Genomic DNA, 24,707 nt, shown 5'->3' on the forward strand with positions numbered 1-24,707 from the left:
GGCGACGCGTGCGTCGGGCGGGAAATACCACCAAAGTATAGGGGCGAGGAATAGGATTAATTGTTTGAATTAAAACGAATAAATCAGAATATCAAGATGAAGGTGAACGGGCGGGAGGCAAGACGGGGTATTTGGGGGTAGGACGCGGGGGAAAACCCCGCGTCAGGTTTCAGAAAGGGACGCCGCGGAAGAAGACGTTGCGCAGAATGTTCTTCATGTAAACGCCGGCCATCACCCCGCTGTTGACATAGATGATGCCCTTCATGCCGTGCAGCACGCCGCCGAGACGGCTTCGGCTGTCGGTGATGATGCGCGACGTGATGCAGGTGTGGCGCAGCCGCATCACCTTGCGCGCCCGCGGCGAAATCTGCGGCATCAACCGGCGCTCGAACTGCATTTTGTTGTGATAGCCGATGATGCCTTTCGGGCTGGAGGTAATACGCTCACCGTCGTGATCGTTATGCACCGCCAGGCGCTCGTGCAACGTGCCGATGCGCATGCCCGCCGCCAGCAGGCGATAAATGAAGATATGATCCTGATAACGCGGGGTATTGAAGAACCCGCGCACCGCGATCGCCGCCTCGCGGCGCAGCATGATCATCGGCGTGTAAGCGACGCCGGCCAGCATGAAGTCCTCCAGCCCGTCGCAGCGGGCGCGGTAATAGCGCTCGGCGTTGATTTGGCCATCCTGCAGAATATCCATATCGCACAGGCTGACGGGGTAATCGCCGCGCTGCATAAAGGCCAGCTGACGGGCGATCTTCTCCGGGTGGTAGTAATCGTCGTCGTCCAGAAAAGTGAGGTATTCCCCGGTGGCGCGCAGGATGCCGCTGTTGCGCGCCCGCGCCCCGCCGCCGTTGCGCGCGCGCGGGCAATAGACGATCTGCCCGGCGGCAATATAGCCGGCCAGCCGTTCGCGGGTGGCCTGGCGCTGCGGATGGTCCGGCGGATTATCGTCCACCACCACGATCTCCACCGGCTGATGGGTTTGCGCCAGGACGCTGTCGATGGCGCGCGCCAGCAGTTCGCTGCGGCCATAGGTCGGAATAATGACGCTGACTTTGATACTCATAATGGGCTTCCACACGGGTTTATCGTCGTTCGGGCACGGTCAGATTCACCCGAAACGGTTGTAGAGACTGGCCATCAGGTAGTAGACCAGCGGACTGCGGTAGAACAGGCGGTTCTTGCGGCTCAGCATTTGCCGCTCCTCCGCCCGCAGCCGGGCATAGCGCCGTTTCAGCTCGGCGGTTTCCCGCAGCGCGTCACGCAGGCCGAAGAAGTCCAGCCCGACCAGCAGGCGCGCCTTCAGCGTGGTGACGAACAGCACCGAGTGGAATCCCTTCCCCCCCTCGCGGCGACGCCCGCTGTCAGCGCGCTCGATGGCGTAATCGAGATCGTCCAAATCCCGCCGCTTCGGCGCGCGCGTGATGCCGTTGGGGTTAGCGCGATATCCTACCAACGGCGTGTCGCACACCACGATGCGGTTCGCTTTCAGATACAGCTGCGGGATCAGCTGGATATCCTCGAAGTTGCGCCCCGCCGGAAACGCGGCGTCGTTGAACAGCGAACGGTGATAAATCCGCGCCCAGGCGTACCACAGGCTGCGGTTAAAACTGTCAGCCAGCAGCGCCATATGCGGCTCGCGCTCCTGTGGCGCGGCGTTGCCGGGCACGATCGCCATCAGGCCATCCGGTTCTATCTTGCCGTTTTTCAGCCGCGAGAAACGCTGGGCGTTGAACGCCACGATCTCTACCTGCGGGTTATCCGCCAGCAGGCGCCCCAAAATGCTGAAATAGCCCGGCAGCAGCACGTCGTCGGAGTCCAGAAAACCGAGATATTCGCCTTCGGCATGGGCGATCCCGGCGTTGCGCGCGGCGCTCAACCCCTGGTTATCCTGGCGCAGGATGCTGACCTGCGTTTTCAATGCCGGATAACGGCACAGCACCTCTTGCGCGACGGCGATGGAGCCGTCCGGGCTGCCGTCATCGACGAGGATCACTTCCGCCCAGTCGGGCAATTGACTCAGCACCGAGTCCAGGCACGCTTCGATGTAGGCTTCCACCTTATACACCGGGACGATCAGGCTTAGCGTGATAGTCATGAACGGGTATCCTTATTGATTGCTAGTGTCTCGTTGCACCCACAGCGCGCTGCTGCCCACCGCGGGCAATTTGGCGTCGATCTGCGGCTGCCCCTGCCAGCGCCAGCCGGGCGGCAGGTCAAAACGGGCGGCCATCGGCCGATAGTACGGGTTGGCGATCAGCACCAGGCCGCGCTCGCCGTCGATAAACAGCCGCGCCGGTACGGCGGTGTTGTTGCCGGACAGCGTCGCACTTTCGCCCGAGAGCAGGTACGGCGTGAAGCTGTCGATCTGTTGCGCCACGCGGGCAACCCCTTGCCAGATACCGTCGAATTCCTGTTGGTTGAAATCGCCGCTGCGGCGCTTGTAGAACAGGTCGGTATAGGAGTAGAACAGCAGCCCTTTGACGCCGCCGATCAGCCCCAGCCAGGCCTGGTTGCGGATCTCCGCTTCGCTCGGCTGGCGCGGCTTGCGGTGCGGCTCATAGGCGGCGTGATCCATGATCTGCATCACCAGCCAGGCGCCCTTCGCCTGGCGCGCCACCTGCACCGTCAGGCGCGAGTATTCCAGCGTGCGCGTCATGTCGGCATCGCGTCCGACCGGATAAGGATCGCTGGCCAACACGTCGGAACTGTTGAAATAGGCGTTGAGCGCGCCGGTCTGATTCAGCGCCTGAAAGGTCAGATGGTCAGGGTCTTGTTGCTTCACCTGCAGATGCATCTGCTCTATCTGCGGCGCGTACTTCGGCGCCAGCTCATCGTTGATGTACCAGGCGAGCAGGTTCGGCTGAGTTTTAAACTTCTCCACATAAGACGCCGTCAACTGCGGGTAGCTCAGGCGCGTTTTCGGCGCAGAGTCGAGGCCGGGGTAGAAATCCTTCAGCGAGAAAATCACCTGCAGCCCGTACTGCTGCGTTTTGCGGAAATAGGCGTACGGGTCGCGCCCTGCGCCGTAGTTGTAATTCAGCAGGGTGTTGAAACCGGCGTCGCGGATGCGCGCCAGATGCTCATCGGTCGCCATGTTGCCGTACATGTAGATGCCCAGCGGAAAGAAGCGCTTGCCCTGCCGCAGCGTATAGCCCTGCTCGTCCAACGCCACTTTCGGCGGCGCCTCGCCGATGCTGACCGGCATTTCGCTGCTCCGGCTGTGCTTCGACGCCACGTCCGTCACCTGCTGCTGCAGGCGGTACTCGCCGGCGGCCAGGTTGGCCGGCAGCGAGAACTCTACGCGCTGACGCTCGGCGACATGGTAGCGGCGGCTCTCCTGCCGCACGGCGGTGCGTTGGCTATCGAGCAGCGTACTTTCCACCTGCACTTCCTGAGGCTGCTGCACTTCGATCAGGCTGGAGGCCGATTGCCCGCCGGCGCGCATCTGATACAACGCCGGCGCCGTCGGCTGGCTGCAAACGTAGGCATCGTCGAACCAGGCGTTGCCGGTCGTGCCCTTGCGCATATATAGCCCCAGTACGGTGGTGGTGGCCTCTGCCGGCACGGTGAAGCTGCCTTCCACCGGCTGCCAACCGCTGCTGCCCAGCAGGCCTTGCGGGTAGCTGCCGGCCAGGTGGCGCCCCTTGGCGTCATAGCTTTCGACGTACACCCCGGCGCCCGGCTGATCGCCTTTGCCGCGCAGGTTATCGCCGCGCACCCACACGCCGAACGCGATCGTCTGGCCCGCTTTCACCTGCAGCGTTTGCAGCATCTGGTGATACTCCGCCGGGTCAGGATTGCTGTAGTACAGGCTGGCACGGCCGCTGCGGCCGCCGGAGACCACCTTGGCCGGCGGCAGCGACCAGCCCGTCTGTCCCTGCTCAAAGCCGGGGTTGGTCAGCAGATTGGTCTCGCAGCCCGCCGCCCCGGCCTGAGCCGCCAGCCCGCATCCGATCAGCACGCAGGCTGCGTTCAAGATTTTGCTGGTCATTGTCTTTTCATCACCGCGCTGTATAGGTAGGAGAAGAACAGATAGCAGGATTTTTGATAAGAGAGCCCCAGATGACGACGGTAGATCTGCCACTGCCAGTCCGCCGCGCGGATCTTGTTGCCGGACAGCGAATTGGCGGACAGCCGGTAAAACGCCAGCGGCTCCGGAATGCAGTACGCCAGGCGATTGCGCGCGCGCTCCAGAATAGACAGCCACATCACGTAGTCTTCGTGCCCGACCTTGCGCTGGTAGACCTTGCCGACCCGGCGCTGGTTGTACATGCCGGTCAGGTTGCCGATCCAGTTGCTTTTCAACATGTCGCGGTAGGCGATGATCTCCCCGGCGCCGCGGTAATTTTTCACCTGCGCCAGGTCATTCTCGAAGGTGTAATAGTGCGAGCAGACCACGTCGTAACGCTGGGTTTTAAGGATGCCGACCTGGCGGGCCAGCTTATTCGGGTGCCAAACATCGTCGCTGTCGCAAAACGCGATGTAGTCACCGCGCGCCGCCTCGATGGCGATATTGCGCGTTTCGGCCACCCCCTGATTGGCGTTGTTGCGGATGTAGGTCAGCCGATCGTGAATGAACGGCTTGACCACCTCGGCGGTGTTGTCGGTGGAGGCGTCGTCAATCACATACAGGTGATAGTCCTGATAAGTTTGATTCAATACGCCAAGGATCGACTCGCGGATAAAACCGGCGGCGTTATAAGCCGGCATAATGACGGACACTTTTTCCATGATGATTACCTCAGACGATGAGCTCTTGCCACTGGGGGTAAATACGTTCAGGCACAAACCGCTGCGCCTTTTCCAACGCACGGTGGGAGAAGCGACGACGCAGTTCGCCGTCGCCGAGCAGCGCCAGGACGCGCTGACTGAAGGTGTCGACGTCGCCGTCCGCCACCAGATAACCGTTCTCGCGATCGTCGATCAGCTCCGCCGGGCCGGTCAGACAGTCGAAAGCCACCAGCGGCAGGCCGAAGCTCATGGCTTCGATCAGCACCATCGGCAGGCCTTCGTAGCGAGAGGTCATCAGCAACAGGCTCGCCTGCCGGTAATGCCCGGCGATATCGGCGGTGGCCGGCAGCAGCTGCACCCGATCGTCGAGCCCGTAATCGGCGATCTGCCGTTGCAACGCCGCCCGATCCGGGCCATCGCCGACGATGTGCAGCCGCCACTCCGGCGCCTGCTGCGCCACCTGCCGCCAGGCGGCGATCAGCCGGTCGAAGCCTTTCTGGTGGCACAGTCGGCCGACCGCCAGCGCCACCGGCTGTTGCTGTTCCGGATGCGGCGCCCTCAGCGGAAACGGCGACACGTTCTCAATCACCCGACATTTGCGGGCGGGCACCCAGCGGCCGATATTCGCCAGATCTTTTTGCGTCAGCAGCACGGTGCGATCGCCCAGCCGGTAGATCAGCACCTTCAGCCACTTCATCGGCCACGGATACTGGTGGAAACTGACATGTTCACTCAGCACCAAGCGGCTGCCGGGACACAACAGCCGCAGGTAAGGCACCATGATCACCGAGAGTTTCCCCATCGAGACGGTGATGATGGCGTCATAGCGGCCGCGGCGTAAGAACAGCGCCAGGCGCCACGGCCAGAGCAGCGTCTTACCGCGCATGAAGCGCAGCGTCACCGCCGGCTCCAGCGGATAGAACGCCCGATCCCCGCAGATGGATATCAGTTCGACCTGGTGGCCGAAGCGGGTGGTCAGCGCATTGGCCAGGCTGCTGGCCACCCGTTCGGTGCCGCCTTTGCCGCCGATGTCTTCGATTACAATTGCAATTTTCCGCGGTTGCATGTCACCTCCGTAATCCCTCGCGGGCCGTGCGCAGCAGCCTCCCCCCCAATGGAAACAGTCCCAGCCTGGCCAGACAGTCGCCATACAGCTTGATCGCCTTGAATTTGCCGCTCAGGGTGTGGCGCTCCATGCGCGATGAGTAGTAGTTGAAAGCCTGCAGATCTTCGCTGTACAGCGAAGCCAGCAGGTGTTTACAGGCAAAGCCGCTGATGTAACGGCCGCTGGCCTGCAGATAGGTATCGATAAAGCGTTCGCTGGCGTCGATGTTCAATCGGCAGCGGTTCAGATCCTCGTCGCCGCAGCGGATGAACACCCCACCGCCCTGATCGTGAACCACCCGGGCGCCCAGGTTGGTGGCGTTGACCAAAAACCCCCAGTCCTGGTAACGGGCCAAAAACTCCGGAAATAAAAACCGCCGGTCTTGTTTCTTGCGCACGCTGATGGTCGAGGTGCGAATATCCCCCATCTCGATAAATAAGAAATCTTCCCCGGCCACGCCCTCTTGATAATTAAACACGTAGCTGCGCACATTCTTGTCGTTGACCGTGGTGTAATTGCCGAACACGATATCGATCCGCGTGTCCTCATGCCGTCTCAAGCGCCGGATGATATAATTGGTGCCAAACATATCTTCCGGTTCCAGAAAAAAAACCACCTCAGAACGCGCCAGGCGAAAACCGATATTGCAGGCGACGGCGATATTGCCGCGCACCCGGCTTTCATGCAGCCTGGCGCGATGATTCGCCGCCAACAGTCCGTGTATCTTTTCCGACTCACCGGCTTCCGATGAATAATCGACCACGATAATTTCATAATCAAAACCGGCGCAATAATGGGTCATGCGCGCCAGCGTGGCGGCGAGATGGTTTGAATTATTAAAAGCGGGAATAACAATTGATAAGTCCATTTAATACCTCAAAAGCTATTATCAACTGGCGAGTGCAGCCTGATGCCAGAGAAAAAGTTTGTTATCGCAGCATATCCCTGCCCGGTTATCCCCCCGCCTCGGGTCGAGTACGCGCAGCCAACGGCCTGTTTCAGCTACGTATGAAAATACCCTCCCCATTCTTGTTCAATCGTTTCTGGCATCAGCCGTTGTAATCCGGCCCCCGGGGTGAAAGTCAGCTCGCCAAAATAAATGCGATCCTGCACCTGATAAAAATCGACGCGTACGTACGAGAATTGTTCCGCCACCTGGCGCGCCAGCCGCAGCATCTCCTTTAGCCCGCTGGGGCGCGACATCGGCACGTCGCTGTTCGGCACGCCCATGCGGATCTCGGTGCGGTTCCAGTCCGCATCAAAGAAATCGCGGCGATGATCGATAAAGCGCTGATAATCGATCTGAATAAAGAAGCGCACCTCACCGTCAAGATTAAAACAGTGGATCTTGATGTCGTTCGGTATTTGCCCTTCGTCGATCAGCATTCTTTCCACCATGATGCAAGGTGGAATATCTTTATAATGCCGCTCGCGATAAACCTGATAAAAACTTTGCCGCAGCCAACTGTTGGTCAACACCCGCAGTTCGTTATAACCGGTTTGGCTTTTATCAAATACCAGCTTGTTATATCCGCTGCCATGGTTGGCTTTAATCACAAACGACTCGGGCAGCTGCTGATACATCTCTTCCGTAAATTCGTTGCCGTGCGCGTAAAGATCGATCAAATACTCTTTACCCCATAGCTGTTCGATATACTCTCTCACCCGATATTTATCAGATAGCTGCGTATATATCGCCAGTGGATAAACTTTCCTACGCATCAGTTTTTCGCTGTACCCCACCGGATGAGCCAGATGCGGCACCTTGCGGAAAAACATTGCGTATTTTAACTGATGATATATTGCATCGGGCATACGTCGGTATAACCCTTTCACCAGATTATTTAACATATATTTCTCGTACCTTCCCTATTAATTGCGGAAAACACCGATAGCAAGTCACCTGCAAACGCGTAATTTTTCCTCCTCTGAAAAAGCTGTTGAGCACAAAGAATGAAATAAACTCCGTGATCAACGTCGATATCGCCGCGCCCATGATCCCGTAGCGCGGGATCAGGATGAAATTCATCACCACGTTGGCCAACGCCGCCAGCGGCATTTTGATGGCGATGAATCGATAGCCGCTGAACAGCACGATGGCGCGGTAAGACACCGTTCCCATCACCGAGAACAGCGACGTCACCGAGCACAGCGCCAAAATGGTCGCCGTTTGCCGGTAACTTTCGCCGAACATCAGCGCGACTATCTGCTGCGGAAACAGCGACAGCACCGCTATCACCGGCATCGAAAGCACCAGCACCATCAGATACAGCTGGCGAATGCGCGCCTCTTGTTCCTGCTCCGAACCGGCATTCGCCACGCCTGGCATCATCGACATGATCAGCGCGATGGGCACGAATACCCACCCCTGGCTCAGCGTGATGGCGGCGCTGTAAAGCCCGACGCTGTGTTCTCCCAAATAGTTGCCCAGCATGATCTGATCGATGCGCGTATAAATGACGATCGACAGGCTGGAGATCGCCAGCGGCAAGCCGACGCTGAACAGGTAGCGGCCGTAGCGCCGTTTGTGTCTGCCGCTGATCGCCGGCATCTGCGCCTGCTCGCGACGGAACAGCACCCAGCGCACCGCATAAGGCAGCAGGCTGCTCAGCACATAGGGCAGCGCAAACCACACCAGCGGCAATTGCGCGTACACCAGGCCGAGCCGCATCACGATCAACAGCAACAGCGCGACGTTGTTGATCAACGTGTTCAACTTCGACTTCAGCAGCGCGTCGTAATAGATTTTGTAGACGTCCTGCACGGAGAAATACGCGCTGATCAACATCAGCAGCATCATGATTTGGTTGGTGCGATCCTGCGTCAACAGCGTCCAGGCCATCAGCGGCAGCGCGATCAGCGCAAACAGCTGGCGGCGGATGCGCATCGAAGCCAGCATCAGCCGCATGCCGCTCCGGCGCCGTTTGGCGACGCGGTTGAACAGCACCGCGTCCGCCCCCAGCTGCACCAGCGGCACGGCGATGGCGATCACCGACAGCAAGTAGTTAATCAAACCGTATTGCGCCGGCCCGAGATAGCGCGCGACGTACACCGAAACGAAAATCCCCGACAGACTCAGCGATACCCGCTCCAGCATTAGCCACAAAGAGTTCATCAGCATCGCTTTCATGCGCTTACGGCACCTTTTCTTCCTGATGGCTCGGATAGGCAAAGGCGTAGTAACCCGCATCGGCGGCGGATTTTTTCACCATGCCGTTGAGGATCACGCCTTTGATCGCCACCCCATTCTGTTCGAAACGGCGCATGCTGGTTTCGATCTGCTTGACGGTGTTCACTTCAAAACGCACCACCAGCAGCGAGGTGCCGGCGTGATGACCGACGATCGCCGCATCCGTCACCGCCAGAATCGGCGGCGTATCGATCAGCACCAGATCGTAGTGTTGCCCGGCCCAGCGCAGGAAGTCAGCGAAGCGGCGATGCATCAGCAGTTCGGACGGATTCGGCGGCACCTGGCCGCGCGGCACGAAGTCCAGGTTGGCGATGGCGGTTTTTCGCACCGCCTGTTCCGCCATCACGTCGCCCACCAGCATGTCGGACAAACCGCGATGTCCATCCTCGGCCAGCCAGCGATGCAGAAAGCCTTTGCGCATATCCGCGTCGATCAGCAACACCCGCTGCCCGGCCTGCGCCACTACCACCGCCAGGTTGGTGCTGGTGAAGCTCTTGCCGCTTTCCGGGCTGGCGCCGGAGACCATCAGAATATTGTTTTTGGCTTCCAGCATGGCGAAATGCAGGCTGGTGCGCAGGCTGCGGATTGCCTCCACCGACAGATCCGTCGGCTCGGCCACCGCCAGGATCGGCAGGCGCCGGCCGCCGGATTTGGGCAACAGATGACGCTGCTCGCGGTTGCGCTTCACCTGCCACGGCGACAGCGGCACGGTGGCGTAGACGTTGATGCCCCGTTTCTCCAGCGTATCGATATCATTGATGCCGCGGTGGAAGGCCGCGCGCAACAGCACCACCGCGGCGGCGCCCCCGGCGCCCAGCAGCAGCGCCAACAGCACGATCAGCATCTTTTGCGGCTGGATCGGCCGAATGGCGGTTTCCGCTTCATCGATGATGCGCACGTTGCCTACCGTGCCGGCCTTGCTGATGCTCAGCTCCTGCTGCTTGTTCATCAGCTGCATGTAAACCTGCTGATCCACCTGCACGTCTCGGGTGAGACGCAGGATCTCCTGCTGCATTTTCGGCAGCGTCTGCACCTGTTTGCCCAGCCGCGCCTTTTCCGCTTCCAGCGTGGCGCGCTTTTCCAGCAGCGCCCGGTAAGCCGGGTGCGCGCGGGTATAGAGCTTGGAGATCTCCGCTTCCTTGAAGGTCAGTTCATTGAGCTGCGCTTCGAGCTGCACCTGCGTGTCCAACACCGATTTGGCTTCCAGCGACAGATCCACCGAGTCGTTTTGCTGACGGAACTGATTGAGCTGGGTTTCGGCGTTGTTGAGCGAGGTTTGCGTTTGCGGCAGTTGCTCTTGCAGGAACGCCAGCATTCGCTGCGCCTCTTCCGTTTTGCGATCCACGTTCTGCTGCAGGTAGTTGTCGGTGATGTTCTTCAGCACCGCCTCGGCGCGCTGCGGATCTTCGCTCGGCAGCGTAAAGGTCATGATGCCGCTGTCTTTACCGCCCGGCACTACGTCAAGATTTTTGCGCAGATCGTCCACCGCTTTCTGGCGCGCGACTTTGACCACCGTGAAGCTGGCGCCCGGCGCCGCGTCCAGTGCCGAGACGGCCATGTTCCATCCGCCCTGCGCCACCGGCTGCCCGACCGCGCCGCTGAACAGTTTGGCGCCGTCATGGCTCAGCTCGTAATGCTGCCCATCGCGCACCGTCAGCGTCAGCGCTTCGCCCTCCATTTCCGGCGGCGTCGTTAACGTGGCGATATCCAGCACCGGCGCCTTTTCGCCGCTCAGTCGGGCAAAACCTTTACCGAATACCGGGAAATAGTCCGGCTCGACGCGCACCGTCAGGCCAAGGGCATCCACCGTTTTGCCGAGCACGTAGCGCGACTTGGCCAGCGTCACTTCATCCTGCGTCGCCGAATTCTGCCCCATCGAGCTGTCCAGCGTTTCGCGCAGCAGCGAGTCGCCGGACAGCTGTTTCTCCACCTGCACCACCGCCGTGGCCTGATACACCGGGGTCGCCAACAGGGCATAGGCGACGCCCAGCGCGCCGGCCACGCCGGTTACGACGGCGATCCGCCAGCGGTTATCCCAAAGCGGCCCTACCAGACGCTCCCACTCCAGCTTTTCATCTTGTTCGGCCACCATCACGGACAGCGCATTGTTCTTCATCTTCTGTTCCTTATTCATCCTGCGGATTTACCAGTTGCGCACGCGCAAGGTAGCCTCGCTGAGATCGTTAAAGCTGCTGATGGTCGGCACCAGCTGGCTGATCAAACGGTTCCAGCGCGCGACCGGCGCCGCAGTGACGTACACGACGTCGTAAGGTTGCAGCTGAAATTCAGCGCCCATCGCCAGCGCGCTGGCGTCGGAAAGATCGAACTGATACAGCGTCGCCAGCCGCTGCGGCGTTTTGCCGCCGCTCGGCCGGATCACGAATACCCCGGTCGCATCCGCGACCGTCTGGCTGATCCCTTCGGAAGAGCCGAGGGCCTCGGTCAACGTCATGCCGCTGCGATCCATCTTCAGCGTCGCTTGCTTGCCCACTTCGCCCATCACGAACACTTTCAGTTCGTCATTGCGCGGGACGTAAAGGATGTCACCCGGCTGCAGCAACGCGTTCTGACTGATGTCGCCGCGCTGCATCAGCGCCTGCAGCGAGATGGCCCGATCCTTGCCCTGATGGGTCAGCACCACGTTGCGCCAGTCGGCGTTCTCCGTCAGGCCGCCGGCGGCGTTGATCGCATCCAGGATGGTCAGCGGCACGTTGGTGATCGCCTGCTGGCCGGAGGTTTTCACCTCACCGGTCACATAAGCCTTCTGCGAACGGAAAGCGGCGATGCTGACATCCACCTGCGGGCTTTCCACATACTGCGCCAGACGGCCGGCGATCAGGCTGCGCACTTCGGTGACGGTTTTGCCCACCACCGCCACTCGCCCGATATAGGGATAAAAAATCGTGCCATCGGCATGGACCCAGTTACCGGTGTCGCTGGCGCTGCGGTACTGCCCGGCCGGCGTAGTCAGCTCAGGGTGATCCCAGACGGTGACGTTCAACACGTCGCCGACGCCGATACGGTATTGATAGTTCTGCAGCCGCTGATCCAGCGCCGGGTTCGGCCGGGCGACCGGTTCTACGCGCCGCATTTTCTGCAGCAACATCGGCGACATGCGGTAGACCTGCACCTGGTTATTCAAATCAAAACCGTCGTCTTGCTGCACGACGACGGCTTTTCCGCTGGTAGGTAAATGTGAGCCGGGAATCACCGTACACCCGCTCAACAGCGCGGAGGTAAAGGCCAACGGCATCAAAAGAGGCAAATGAAAATTCATGGAAGTACCGTGATAAACGGGCTGCCGCCGCAGCCCGTGAGGGGATTAACGGCCGACGGTCGGATTATCGCTGAACACCGTCGCCTGACGCGGCTCGCGCAACAGGACGAAATAGCCGCAAAAACAGAGTAGAAACGCCACCAGCATCAAACTCTCTTGCAGTTTCAGCACTTCGCTGCAGATGCCGATGCAGGCCAGCGTCACCGCCAGCATGGTGCTCATCGCCAGCGCCTGGCGCGCATTCAGTCCGCGACGCATCAGAATATGGTGCAAATGATCGCGCCCCGCTTTGAATGGGCTTTGGCGGCGCAGCAGGCGGCGCACCATCACCGTCACCATGTCCATCAGAGGAATGGCGATCAGCCACAGCGCGGTCACCGGGCGCATCACCGCCTGCGGTCCCTGGGTCGCCAGCAACACCAGCCACAGCACGCTGAAGCCAATCACCATGCTGCCGGCATCCCCCATAAAGATCTTGCTACGCGCACCGAACAGACTCAGGTTGAACAGCAGATAAGCCGCCAGAGCGGCGATCAGGCCCAGACACCACAGCGCCAGGTCTTCCCGGCCGCCCAGCCCGAACACGATGGCCAGCGCGACGAAGGTGACGCAGGACAAAGCGCCCAACTGTCCGTCGATGCCATCCACCATGTTGTAGGCATTGATCGCTCCCCATACCGCCAGCGGCGTGAGCAGCAACGCGCCATAGCCGAGCATCACTTCCTGATGCCCCCAGACATAACCCAGCGAGGAGAGTTGCATCCCTGCCGCCAGCATCATCGCCAGCGCGATCCCTCCCTGCACCATGACGCGCGGCGCCACGGGCAGATCAAAGCGGTCATCCAGCACGCCCAACACCACCAGCGCCGTTATGCACAGCAGGTAGATCGTGCTTTCGGGCAGCCAGGCGGGTTGCCACAGCGTCATCAGCATCAGCGTCAGGTACACGGCGATGCCGCCGACCAGCGGAATGTGCCCCAGATGTTGCTTGCGCGCATTGGGCTTATCCACTAACCCCACCACCAAGGCGGCGCGGCGGGCAATAAGCACCCACGCCACCGCCAGCACAAATATCACGCTCAGTTGATATAACATCGTTCCTCCAGCGAATAAGCACGCTACCGCCCTTGAGTTACAGCTCCCAATGCGCTATTAACAAAAACAAAATTGATCCGGCCAGGATATAAGTCAGCATGCGCTAATCCTGAAAATGCAGATTTATCCGCTTGTCAGCGAAAATATCGAAATAACGTCAGCGTGCGATTAAGTTATCTATCAGAAAACTCATGTTTAATGGTTCTTTCGATTGCCGAATCAAGTTCGACCGGCGCCACGAAATTATTCTGCACATTGCTTTTAAATTGCGTTCTGGCGCAGAATTTCTGCACTCTGACGCGACTGATTGGAAATTTCTTGCGACTTATTTTACTCACGACATCCAATGCGGTTGCGCCGCATATTCCCAAGGCGTAAGGAATGCGAATCGTCTTATTTTCCCTGCCCAATGAAGAGGAAATAACGTCGACCAGCTGATTCATCGTAAAGTCCGGTTTATCGACATAGTTACTGACCTGATAACTGGACTGCTGATCCAACGCATGCTCCAGCCGTGCAGCAATATTCTCGACGTAAGCCATCGACTTCATATTATTGCCGCTGCCAATCATCACGAAACGGCCGCTGGCGATCTGGCGGAACAGGTTATACACGTTGCCGCGGTTGCCTTCGCCGAACACCACCGTCGGACGGATGATGGTCAATTTATTTGCGGCGTCTGCCTTGCGCCAGGCCTCATAAACATATTCCGCCTCGAGCTTGGACTTGCCGTAATGGTTGAAAGGTTCGAAACGCCCTTCTTCGCCGGTTTCCTGCTTGACGAACCCGTAAACGGCGACCGAGGAGGTGAAAATGATTTGGCGGATATTCAATGCAGAGGCGGTCATGCAGACATGACGTGCGCCTTCGACATTGACCTGATAATAGAGCGAAATGGGATCGACATTGTCCTGATGCTCCGCCGCCAGATTAATGATGGCGTCACAGCCCGCCAGCGGTTCTTGCAAAGTCTGAGGTTGAGTCACATCGCCATACTGATAAAGGGATGGAAAATGTGCACTGGGTTGCTTATCGACGATGACCAATGTCAGATCATCGCGCTTACTGAGACGTTTCGCCAGGCGTGTTCCGATAAAACCGGAACCCCCGATAATAGCTACTTTACGCTTATCCATAATTTGTCACTCAGCAGGTTCTCATTATTCCCGTCACCCGATTGGGACAGGCGCTAATACGCGTTAGGTAATGAGTTCCAGACTGGACAAATCGAACCTGGCTTTCAAATAACAAATAATGAAATAAAAGATTTCATCAAATGTAAAATTATCGCTATAGATAAAACCTCATTCAGCGCTAATTTTTAACATCGTAAGCAACTTGATATTGCAAGGTTTTATTCGGCAATATGAGATTAATCCGACCTTTACCGGTGGAGGAAGAGGTCTCATATTTTACCGGCAATTTCAGCTGGCCTTGTTTAGGATCGACACATTCGATGGTGGCCTGATCCATGTTCTCTCCCTGGTACAGACAGAACAGCGTTTGCGGGCTGTTGGTATGGGGATTATTCAGCGTCAGCGTCAACACCACGCGCGTGTTGTTCTGAATATCATTGATCACCGGCGGACGGGTTTGGTTGCCCAGGACATATGAAAAATGTGAAATAACCAGTAACGAGGCGAACACCGTCAGGTATTTCACCACGCGACTGGCAGGCATGCTGAAAAAGCGGCGCACGGATAGCGACTTTTTTTCATGCGCCGGATCTTGAGAGGAATCCATCGCCGCAACAGGCGCAGAAACGAGGGTCGATTTACGCGGCTTAACTATTTTCTCGTCGTTGGCTACAGGCGATTCATTTTCACTTTCAGAAAGTTCCGCTTGAATATCAACGTCAATATCATCGTTACCGTTTAATATATCATCATCGGCGTAGTCTTCATCTTCAGATATAAAGTGAAAAGCCGCTTGATTTTCCACCTTGTAACCCAAGCGTGGAATGGTTCTGATAAGCGTGTGTTCCGAATCGCTAATTTTCTGACGAATGGATTTAATTGTTTGATTTATCGTTGAATCTGAACAATAGGTTCCTTTCCAGATATTTTCTATAATTTCCGTTCGGGTAACCAGCTCGGGGGATCTGGCGACAAGCAGCGAAAGAATTTGATACTCCTTCCAACGCAGACGGAATTTCTCCCCGGCAGGAGTCAGAACATCGAGATTCCTAATCTTTATTCTTTTATCAAGATTCACTTTTAATTTCCTTAGCGTGCCTGTCCTGCACACTTTGTATAGAAATATCAAAAAATGTTCAAGAAATTAAATGTAAACTCAACAGGTTGCATTCATCGGATATTGGCTTTTATAAAAATTTTCTGATTTCATTTTTTACATTAAGCCTGATTCAGGATGTTCCGTTTATCCAAACGACTCTATTTCCCTGTTGGTAACATGGATTTCTTTCCTGGCTACCGTAAAATTCAAACTAGCACCTCTTTGATTTAGAAAGAAAAAACTAACGGCGTTGCTTGATTGTTAATCGAATGAAATTGTGAAATTTCATTCTTCGCCCTGAATTCATTCTGTTTTTCCACCTAATCTGAACGTCAGATAGACTACAAAAAGACGGAAAAAACAGAATGAGAGTTATCTGATTTAACTCCGGCGTTCATTCCATCCAACGGGCGCAGCATCTAAGACAAAACCCTATTGCTGATTTTATAATACGCACATCAATTAGGTATTCTCCTAAGCAATTTCATTTAAACGCAGGAAAAAGCATTAATTGTTTAATAGTAAGAACACGCTCAACAAAACGAAAAAACCGCGTGAATAATATAAACCTTTTGTGAGAAAGGATTCATACATTGAGAGATATAACTATAAAAAAAGAAAAAAACGGCAAGCGGGGGTGAGAATTTTACCTAAAGGCAGAAAATTTCACTGAGGAGGAGAAGAGAGAAGTTTCGGTATGAACGAAATATCCCTCCCCTGTCGGGAGGGATAGAGAAAGTCGTTTGACACTCAGGCTTTTTTCTTGCGGCCATACACCGCCCAGGTGATCACGACGCACAAAATGTAAAATACCAGGAACACTTTCATCGCGCCCGCAGGTGAACCGGTCAGCGCCAGTGAGGTGCCAAAGGCCTGCGGAATGAAGAAGCCGCCGGCGGCGCCAATCGCCGAGATAAAGCCCAACGCGGCGGCGGAATCGGTTACCGCCTCACGCTGCGCGCTTTCATCGCTGCCGCCGGCCGCTTTAACGCGATCGACGGTGATTTTGCGGAAAATAACGGCGATCATTTGGAAAGTCGATCCGCTGCCCAGCCCCGCCGTGAGGAACAGCACCATAAAGATGCCGTAGAAGGCGATGAACGACCCGCCCTCGCCCGCACTCGGCAAGGTCAGGAACAACAGCGCGGCAAAAACGGCCATGACCACAAAGTTGATCAACGTCACCCGCACACCGCCGAAACGGTCAGACAACGCGCCGCCGACCGGCCGCGCCAGCGCCCCCAGGAACGGCCCGAAAAACGCGTAATGCAAGATCACTACGTCGGGGAACTGCGTCTTCGACAGCATGGCGAAGCCGGCGGAGAAACCGATGAAAGAGCCAAAGGTCGCGAGATACAGCAGGCTCAGCATCCACAGATGCCCACGCTTGAGCACCGGCAGTTGCTGACGCAGCGATGCCTTGGCCGCCGCCAGATCGTTCATGCCGAACCAGGCCGCCAACGTGCCGACCAGCAGGAACGGCACCCAGATCCAGGCGGCGTTTTCCAGCCACAGCTGGCCTCCCTCCACCTGGTTTTGCGCCGTGCCGCCAAACAGGCCGAACAGGCTGAAGGAAATCGCCAGCGGCGCGACCAGCTGCATGACGCTGACGCCCAGATTGCCCAACCCGCCGTTGAGCCCCAACGCCCCGCCCTGACGCGCTTTCGGGAAGAAGAAGCTGATGTTGGCCATGCTGGAGGCAAAGTTGGCGCCGGCGAAACCGCACAGCAGGGAAATAATGACGAACACGCTGTACGGCGTACTGCTGTCCTGCACCGCAAACCCGAGCCACAGGCAGGGCACCAGCAGGAAACAGGTGCTGATGGCGGTCCAGCGACGGCCGCCAAACAGCGGGATCACGAAGGAATACGGTACGCGCAAAATGGCGCCCGAGACCGACGGCAGCGCCGTCAGGAGAAACAGCTGGTCAGTGGTAAAATTGAAGCCGACCTTGTTCAGGTTGACCGCGACGGCGCTGAACAGCATCCAGACGCAGAAGGCCAGCAGCAGACAGGGAATGGAAATCCACAGGTTGCGGGTGGCGATGCGCTGGCCACGCTGCTGCCAAAAAGCGCTGTCTTCAGGGCGCCAGTCCTGAATCAGCGCACCGGTTTTCTTTGATGAAGGCGTTGCAAGTTGCGACATAAAAACCTCAGACACGGGGGATCATTCCGCACACCCTAGGGGGCGGCCCCGGCGGCAAAGTTGATGTATATCAACCCGCATGCAAGTAGTTGGCGGCGGAAATAGCGCCTTCATCCCCTTAGGGGTACGCCCTAACCAAAAATTAAATCTATTTAAATCAATCAACTAATCACTATCACTTTCGTTTTCTTGCCGTCTCGACGCGCCCCTGGAAACTAATGGGTACTTCATTCGAGGTATGGGGTTATGCGCAGGGATAATCAAAAATACGGCTGAATCGTGACTTGTTTAGTCCCATCGCCGCCTTCGCCCCTGAGCTTCAGCGGCGCCAAACGCCAGGAATCCGCACTTATGAAACGCCTGTTGGCCCCGCTTTCGATCGTGAATCAGGTCGCCCTGCTGATGTTGCTGTCGGGCATGCTGGGCGTGGCCGGCATGGGGATTTCCGCCTGGATGTCGCAAAGCATTCAGGGCAACGCGCACGCCATCAACAAGGCCGGCTCGCTGCGCATGCAAAGCTACCGGCTGCTGGCGCAGGTGCCGCTGGATGAACGGCACGAAGCGCTGATCCGGGAACTGGAGCGCGACGAAAACAGCCCCGACCTGCAGCGTTCGGTGGAGCAGGAAGGGTTGACGCAGCCTTTCAACGCCCTGCGCGACTATTGGCAACAGACGCTGCAACCTCGCCTGCGCAGCGCGCAGCAGCCGGCCGACGCCGCGCCCCAGGTCGCGCACTTCGTGCGGTTGTTGGATAAGCTGGTGTCGGATATCGACAGGCAAACCGAACGCCGCCTGCTGATGGTGACGCTGGTGCAGGCCGGCTTTATTGCGCTGACGCTGCTGCTGTTGATCGGCACCACCTGCTACCTGCGGCGCCGGTTGCTGCATCCCTGGCGGCAACTGGTGGAGATGGCCCTGGCGGTAGGCCGCGGTGATTTTAGCCGCCGCTTTGCGCAGCGCGGCCATCAGGATGAAATGGCGTCGCTCGGCGGCGCGTTGAACACCATGTCCGACGAGCTGTCGGCCACCTACAGCGGGCTGGAGCAGCGCGTGGCCGAGAAGACCGCCGACCTGCAGCAGAAAAATCAGGTGCTGAGCTTCCTCTATCGCGCCAGCCGCCAGCTGCACGCCAGCGAGCCGCTGTGCAGTCGCCTGACGCCGCTGCTCAACCAATTGCAAACCCTGACGCCGCTGCGCGCCATTCAGGTGCGGCTGTATGAAAACGACAGCCGGGAACCGCTGCTGCAGCTGAGCGGCAACCAACCGCTAAGGCCGGAGCATTGCCATAACCCGGTGTGCAGCGCCTGCCTGAACGACAGCGACCGCCAGTATCCCAACAATCCGTCGCTGAGCTGGAGCCTGAGCGACAAGCTCGGCGACTACGGCGTGATCGTGGCGCAACATGCGCCGCAGCAACCGCTGAACGATGAACATCGCCAACTGATCAATACCCTGGTGGAACAGCTGACCAGCGTGCTGGCCATCGAACGTCAGGTCGACCACCAGCAGCAGTTGATGCTGATGGAGGAGCGGGCGGCGATCGCCCGCGAGCTGCACGACTCCATCGCCCAATCGCTCTCCTGCCTGAAAATGCAGATCGCCTGTCTGCAGATGCAGGGGGAAACGCTCTCTGCCGCCAGCCAGGCGCTGGTGCAACAGATGCGTGAAGAGCTGAACGGCGCCTATCGCCAACTGCGCGAACTGCTGACCACCTTCCGTCTGCAGTTGACCGAACCGGGTCTGCTGGCGGCGCTGCAATCGACGGTGGCGGAGTTCAACCCCAAACTGGGCCTGACCATCAGCCTCGATTATCAGCTGGGGCCGCGCACGGTGCCGGCCTATCAGGCCATACACCTGCTGCAGATCGCCCGCGAGGCGCTCAGCAACATCCTTAAGCATGCCGCCGCCAGCGAGGTAAGCATTCAGGTCATCAATAAACGCGGCGAAGTGACCCTGAGCGTATGCGACAACGGACGCGGCCTGCCGGCCGAGACCTCTCGCCCCGACCATTACGGCTTGATCATCATGCGCGATCGCGCCAAGAGCCTGCACGGCCGCTGCGACATTTTACCGCGCAGCGGCGGCGGCACCGAGGTGCGGGTCAGCTTCACGCCGGATAACCACGCCATCGACTAACGGAGACACCATGACGACAGAAACCGCCGCCACCATCTTACTGATCGACGACCACCCCATGCTGCGCAACGGCGTAAAACAGCTGATCGGCATGGACGCTCGCCTGCAGGTCATCGCCGAGGCCAGCAACGGTGAACAAGGGGTCGCGCTGGCGGAGCAGCACGATCCGGATCTGATCCTGCTCGACCTGAACATGCCCGGCATCAACGGGCTGGAAACGCTGGATCGCCTGCGCCAGACCGACCTGTCGGGGCGCATCGTGGTGTTCAGCGTATCCAACCATGAAGACGACGTCGTCAGCGCGCTCAAGCGGGGCGCCGATGGCTATCTGCTGAAAGACATGGAGCCGGAGGATCTGCTTAAGGCGCTGCATCAGGCGGCGGCCGGGCAGATGGTGCTCAGCGAAACGCTGACGCCGATCCTCGCCGCCAGCCTGCGGGAAAACCGCCCGAGCGCCGAGCGCGATATTCAGCAACTGACGCCGCGCGAACGGGATATCCTGAAGCTGATCGCCCAGGGGCTGCCGAACAAGCTGATCGCCCGCCGCCTGACCATCACGGAAAGCACCGTCAAGGTACACGTCAAACACCTGCTGAAAAAGATGAAGCTGAAATCCCGCGTCGAGGCCGCCGTGTGGGTGTTGCAGGGTAAAAACGGTTAATCGTCGCCGTACAGCGGCCCGGTTTGCGCCGGGATCGGCGGCGGCGTCAGGGTTTGGATCGGCGGCTGATCCGCTTCATCACCGGCGGTCGCCGTCAGCGGCGGCGCCACTTTCAGTTCTATCCAGTTGGACGTCACGCGCTGCTGTTTGTCGTCCTCCAGCGTGACCGACAGCCGATAGCTGTTGGCGGCGCCCGGGGCGTCATCCCACGGCGGCACGATCGCCGTCCAGCCCTGCGGGTCGTTGGCATTGTGCGGCGGTGTCAGGCTCAGCGCCTGCGTATCCCCCTGCCAGCTGACGTGAGAAATCCCGTGCAACGCCTTGATTTCCAACACCAGCGGCACGGTTTCCCCCGCCTGCAGGCTCCACGGCGGCGTGGCCAGGAACACCTGCAGCGTCTTGCGCTGGCGGAACTCCAGCACCGGCACGTTTTTACGTTCGACAGGATCGTAGCGGCTGCCGCGTAGCGACTTGGCCTGCGCCACATACTCCGGCGAAATCTGCTTGACCAGCGGCACCCCGAGCCGGTAGCTCAGCGCCAATTCCACCTGATCCTGGCTCTGCCCGCCCGCACCAATCTTATGCAACGCCTTCATCGTCACCAGCGGCACCGGGGTATAGTTGAGCCCCAGCTGCATCGCGCGCGGATCGTTCTGTTTCTTGCCGCTGCCGAACAGATCGACATTCTCGCCCAGGTACTGTTCATAGCTGAGCGAACCGCCGATTTGGCGATAGAACGGCAAATAGCCCTGCGTCGTGATGTCGTAACCGCGCGCCGGACGGCTGAAAAATACCCCATCGCCGGGCTGTTGCGACAGCGCCGACAGCGGATAGTAATAGTTGGTGGAGAAACGCAGGTAGTCCCCCCAGGCTTCCGCCCCCACGCTGCCGCGATTGCGCTGCCGGGCGAAATCGCTGTCGAGCGCCGTGTTGTAACCCAGCAGCCAGTCACCGGCGATCCAGCGTTGCCCCAGCGCGACATTGCCGAGCGCCCCGGCGCTTTGCTGCAGCCAGCCGATTTGGCTGTAGGTCAACAACCCGTCGACGTCGTACAACGGGCTGAAGAGCTGGCCGTTGCTGCCGGTAAAATCGCCCTCGCCGTTCATCTTCAGCGACAGCCGGGCAGTTCCCAACGGAGACAGCAGTTCTTGCGCCTGTTGCTGCAGCGCGCCGGTCGCCTGGCCCAGCAAATAGTCTTCAGCGCGGCTGCGCATCTGCTGACGTGAAACGTTGTTCAGATCTTTTTCGCCGAGCTGTTTGGCCATCTCGGCCCACTGCTTCTCGCGCGCGGCGTCGTCGGGCGCACCGCCCAGTTCGGGCAAGTTCGCCGCCGGATCTGCGCCGGCCTGTTCGGAAGAGATAACGCTGTCCGGCGCCGGTGGGGATTCGGCGCACGCGGGCGCCGCGCCGGCCAGCCACACCAGCGGCCCGGCCAGCCACGCCGTCTGGCGTCGGCGCCAGAATCGTTTTTTAGTCTTGATGAGTACTGCCTGAATGACGTCTTTCATGACACCGTTGGCTTCCCTCCTTCCTGGAGCACGCCAACCCACTGCTTTGCCGCCGCCATTCCCGCGACAGCGCTGAAAAACCTCACGCCCCCCAGCCCGGCGGGGGCGCCTATGTCCTCATAGCCTAACGGCTTGACGAGCAGAAACAATAGGATAAACCCCAATCGCTCCCCAGTGACGTCGTCACTTGTACCCTTTACCGATCCATTCCGGCCGCCAGGTGAATTCACCGCATTTTAGCGCCGATTTTGCCGATAAAAAGCACAGTACCCCGTGGCTGCGCGCCACCGCGCAGGGCAGTGTACACCCCTGCAATACGCAGCGTGGCGATGCGAACGCCTGCGCATTCCTCACAACCAACCGCGTTTTCCCCTGATGAAATACGCATTTTGCCGTTATTTTAGCCGTCTGTTCTACGACTGGCGGAGTCCGGATGTTGCTTTCTTTACTGTGGCACGCGCTGTTTTTCACCGCGCTGCTGTCGGCGGGCCTGATCGCCTTCGCGCTCATTACGTGGCTGGAACGCGTGGAGGGCGTCAACGGTCGCCCACAGAGGTTGCGCCTTCAGGGGCCGCTGCTGACGGCACTTGGGCTGGCGTTGGCGACGTTGCCTCTGAGCCTGGCTGCAGCGCCTCGATGGGGGTTAGTGCCGGCCGCGGCGCTCCTGATCGCCCTGGCCTGGCTGGACTGGCGCCATCGGTGGCTGCCGGATCGACTGACTCAGCCGCTGCTGTGGGGTGGGCTGCTATGCAACCTTGACGCTCGCTGGGCGCCGCTGGAAGACGCCGTGCTGGGTGCCGTCGCCGGTTACGGCGCGTTATGCCTGCTCAATGCGCTCTACCGGCTGACGCGGCGGCGCAACGGCATCGGCCAGGGCGATTTCAAACTGCTGGCGGCGCTGGGCGCCTGGCTCGGCTGGACAATGTTGCCGCTGCTGGTCTTTCTGGCGGCGGCGTTCGGATTGGGCGTCGCGTTGGCGCGTGGCCTGCACAACCGCCGTGCCTGGCGAACGCCGCAACCGTTCGGTATCGGGTTAGCGGCGGCCGGCTGGCTATGCCTGCTGACCGGTCCCGTCTCACCTGGCCCGCAGTGGTATTTCATTTATTTCACAGCATCAACCCCACATGAAATCAAGGCAGAACGCGGTTCTGCGCGTTTCGCACCGTTTTTACCCAGCCTCGCCGACGGCCATTTTTCCGCTGCCGGCAAGGGATGATAACCCGGTGAAATTTTGCCTATTTCACCAAAACTCACTGTGTCCCTTTAGGCCCCGGTGTTATGTTCCCCAGCTGGATCACGCCATGGAGCATCCCATGCAAAACCCGGTCAGGCCACTCGCCGCCCTTCCCGACAGCGAACAGGCGCATTCTTCCGTGCAATGGCTGCTGCTGGGCGCCGTCGCCATCACAGGCGTTTGGTTCGCCCCCTATTTATCGTTGGTGATTTGCAGCGGCTTGATCGCCGCCTTTATGCTGCTGCGCCAGCAACCCGATCGCGTGCTGAATCTCACCGCCTTCCTGCTGCTGACCGTGATATCCGCGGTGCCGCTGGCGACGAAGAACCTCGAGCCGGTGATGAACGACAAGGTGAACTACTACCTTGAGATGCAGCAGTACAGCGGCTACGGCCTGATGGACTGGTTGGCGCAGTTTTCCGGCACCGACTTTGTCTCGCACCTGTTGTTTAAACTGACTGCCACCTGGTTTGGCGTCGGTAATGGCGCATTCGCCGCCTTCTTCCTTATCAGCTTTTCGCTGCTGGCGCTGGGCGTTTACCGCCTGTCGCGCACTTACTTTGCCGTGATCCTGTTTTTGTTCTGCTGCCAGTACAATTTCCAGGGGCTGTACGGCAACCTGTTGCGGCAGGGGCTGGCGCTCTCTTTCCTGGTGCTGGCCGTGTCGGAGCAGCACCGCGGCCGCATGCTGCTCTGGATCGTGATGGCGTCCTTCAGCCATTTTTCCGCTTTCCTGTTTCTGCCCTATCTGCTGCTGCCCGCGCGCTGGCGCACCGTGGGCACCCTGCCGGTGCTGGCGCTGTTCGCCGCCTGTTACCTCGGCGGCGCGGTGCTGATGCCTAAACTGATTGCCGTCGTCGGCAACGACTTTCTGGCCTCGCGCGCCGAAGCCTACGTCAGCGGCGACTTCGGTAATAACCCGGTGCGCAAAATCCAAATCACGCTGCTGTACGTCGGCGTGGTGGAGGCGCTGTATCAATTCGCCCGCTACAAGTTCCGCGCGCCATCGCCTCAGTTTGTACAAGCCGCCTATGCCGTGCGCCTGATGTTCCTTTATAACTGCGCGGTGTTCTTCGCCACCATCAGCTTTGAAGAGGTGGCCAACCGTTATTCATTCAACATGATGATCTTCGTGCTGATCTTTATGGTGATGGTATGCGGCAATCTGAAAGACGCGGTAAGCCGGGTGCTGCTAACGTTGCTGTGCTTCTCTCTGGGCATCGCGTCCTATCTGTATATCAACCAGGTCGGCGTGCAGCAGTTTTGGTACGGCGATCTGCAGGCGCTGGTGACCGACAGCCTGCCGACAATCCTCAATAAGCTGAATCTCGCCGGCACGCCGTGGTGAGCTCGCCGCGTTAACACCGGCCAGGCCCCCTCT

The 24,707-nt window shown here is 58.9% G+C and carries 19 protein-coding genes; 4 read left to right on the forward strand and 15 right to left on the reverse strand.

Annotation, left to right across the window (positions count from 1 at the left end):
- Positions 1 to 169: 169 nt before the first annotated feature.
- The 14 genes from EDY99_RS11380 to EDY99_RS11445 all read right to left on the reverse strand — a co-directional run bounded on the left by EDY99_RS11380 (position 170) and on the right by EDY99_RS11445 (position 17,787).
- Complete coding sequence (locus tag EDY99_RS11380; protein ID WP_033643430.1) at positions 170 to 1,072, reverse strand: glycosyltransferase family 2 protein; 903 nt, start codon at positions 1,070 to 1,072, stop codon at positions 170 to 172.
- Positions 1,073 to 1,117: 45 nt separating this feature from the next.
- Positions 1,118 to 2,104 carry a glycosyltransferase family 2 protein gene (locus EDY99_RS11385; RefSeq protein ID WP_033643431.1) on the reverse strand — a complete coding sequence of 329 codons (987 nt, stop codon included), beginning with the start codon at positions 2,102 to 2,104 and terminating at the stop codon, positions 1,118 to 1,120.
- 12 nt (positions 2,105 to 2,116) lie between these two features.
- A complete protein-coding gene (locus tag EDY99_RS11390; RefSeq protein WP_123061764.1) occupies positions 2,117 to 4,000 on the reverse strand; it encodes a carbohydrate-binding protein CenC in 1,884 nt (627 codons plus the stop codon).
- Positions 3,997 to 4,740 (reverse strand): glycosyltransferase family 2 protein, encoded by a 744-nt coding sequence (locus EDY99_RS11395; RefSeq protein ID WP_033643433.1) that lies wholly within the window; start codon positions 4,738 to 4,740, stop codon positions 3,997 to 3,999. The genes EDY99_RS11390 and EDY99_RS11395 overlap by 4 nt, the downstream gene beginning before the upstream one ends.
- 10 nt (positions 4,741 to 4,750) lie before the next feature.
- On the reverse strand, positions 4,751 to 5,806 hold the full coding sequence (locus EDY99_RS11400; RefSeq protein WP_123061765.1) for a glycosyltransferase family 4 protein: 1,056 nt from the start codon (positions 5,804 to 5,806) through the stop codon (positions 4,751 to 4,753).
- A 1-nt stretch (position 5,807) separates the two neighbouring features.
- The gene (locus EDY99_RS11405) at positions 5,808 to 6,713 is read right to left on the reverse strand and encodes a glycosyltransferase family A protein (RefSeq protein WP_033643435.1); all 906 of its coding nucleotides are present in this window, start codon (positions 6,711 to 6,713) and stop codon (positions 5,808 to 5,810) included.
- A 134-nt stretch (positions 6,714 to 6,847) separates the two neighbouring features.
- Entirely contained in the window at positions 6,848 to 7,696 is an 849-nt protein-coding gene (locus EDY99_RS11410; protein WP_033643436.1) for an ATP-grasp fold amidoligase family protein, read from the reverse strand.
- Positions 7,686 to 8,975, reverse strand: a complete 1,290-nt coding sequence (locus EDY99_RS11415) for a flippase (protein ID WP_123061766.1) — start codon at positions 8,973 to 8,975, stop codon at positions 7,686 to 7,688. Before EDY99_RS11415 ends, EDY99_RS11410 begins: the two co-directional genes overlap by 11 nt.
- A gap of 4 nt (positions 8,976 to 8,979) precedes the next feature.
- A complete protein-coding gene (locus EDY99_RS11420; RefSeq protein WP_033643439.1) occupies positions 8,980 to 11,151 on the reverse strand; it encodes a polysaccharide biosynthesis tyrosine autokinase in 2,172 nt (723 codons plus the stop codon).
- Between the two features lie 27 nt (positions 11,152 to 11,178).
- Positions 11,179 to 12,312: a polysaccharide export protein gene (locus EDY99_RS11425; RefSeq protein WP_033650895.1), complete on the reverse strand. Its 1,134-nt coding sequence runs from the start codon at positions 12,310 to 12,312 to the stop codon at positions 11,179 to 11,181.
- Between the two features lie 45 nt (positions 12,313 to 12,357).
- Positions 12,358 to 13,407 (reverse strand): UDP-N-acetylglucosamine--undecaprenyl-phosphate N-acetylglucosaminephosphotransferase, encoded by a 1,050-nt coding sequence (gene wecA / locus EDY99_RS11430; protein WP_123061767.1) that lies wholly within the window; start codon positions 13,405 to 13,407, stop codon positions 12,358 to 12,360.
- 173 nt (positions 13,408 to 13,580) lie between these two features.
- Complete coding sequence (locus EDY99_RS11435; RefSeq protein WP_033643442.1) at positions 13,581 to 14,543, reverse strand: NAD(P)-dependent oxidoreductase; 963 nt, start codon at positions 14,541 to 14,543, stop codon at positions 13,581 to 13,583.
- Between the two features lie 178 nt (positions 14,544 to 14,721).
- Complete coding sequence (locus tag EDY99_RS11440) at positions 14,722 to 15,621, reverse strand: transcriptional regulator (protein ID WP_089197162.1); 900 nt, start codon at positions 15,619 to 15,621, stop codon at positions 14,722 to 14,724.
- A 771-nt stretch (positions 15,622 to 16,392) separates the two neighbouring features.
- Positions 16,393 to 17,787, reverse strand: coding sequence for a NarK family nitrate/nitrite MFS transporter (locus EDY99_RS11445; RefSeq protein WP_033650893.1), 1,395 nt, complete (start codon positions 17,785 to 17,787; stop codon positions 16,393 to 16,395).
- 351 nt (positions 17,788 to 18,138) lie between these two features.
- On the opposite strand from EDY99_RS11445, the gene narX reads away from it, so the two are divergent.
- Positions 18,139 to 19,923 (forward strand): nitrate/nitrite two-component system sensor histidine kinase NarX, encoded by a 1,785-nt coding sequence (gene narX / locus EDY99_RS11450; RefSeq protein ID WP_033643445.1) that lies wholly within the window; start codon positions 18,139 to 18,141, stop codon positions 19,921 to 19,923.
- A 10-nt stretch (positions 19,924 to 19,933) separates the two neighbouring features.
- On the forward strand, positions 19,934 to 20,584 hold the full coding sequence (gene narL / locus EDY99_RS11455; RefSeq protein WP_033643446.1) for a two-component system response regulator NarL: 651 nt from the start codon (positions 19,934 to 19,936) through the stop codon (positions 20,582 to 20,584).
- Here narL and EDY99_RS11460 read toward each other — a convergent pair.
- The gene (locus tag EDY99_RS11460; RefSeq protein ID WP_089191922.1) at positions 20,581 to 22,092 is read right to left on the reverse strand and encodes a YchO/YchP family invasin; all 1,512 of its coding nucleotides are present in this window, start codon (positions 22,090 to 22,092) and stop codon (positions 20,581 to 20,583) included. The two genes, narL and EDY99_RS11460, sit on opposite strands and share 4 nt — an antisense overlap.
- Positions 22,093 to 22,525: 433 nt before the next feature.
- Between EDY99_RS11460 and EDY99_RS11465 the strand changes: the two genes are divergently transcribed.
- Complete coding sequence (locus EDY99_RS11465) at positions 22,526 to 23,308, forward strand: A24 family peptidase (RefSeq protein WP_123061768.1); 783 nt, start codon at positions 22,526 to 22,528, stop codon at positions 23,306 to 23,308.
- 97 nt (positions 23,309 to 23,405) lie between these two features.
- Positions 23,406 to 24,674: an EpsG family protein gene (locus EDY99_RS11470; RefSeq protein WP_033643448.1), complete on the forward strand. Its 1,269-nt coding sequence runs from the start codon at positions 23,406 to 23,408 to the stop codon at positions 24,672 to 24,674.
- Positions 24,675 to 24,707: the final 33 nt, after the last annotated feature.

Source organism: Serratia sp. LS-1 (assembly GCF_003719595.1).
Taxonomy (GTDB): domain Bacteria; phylum Pseudomonadota; class Gammaproteobacteria; order Enterobacterales; family Enterobacteriaceae; genus Serratia; species Serratia ureilytica.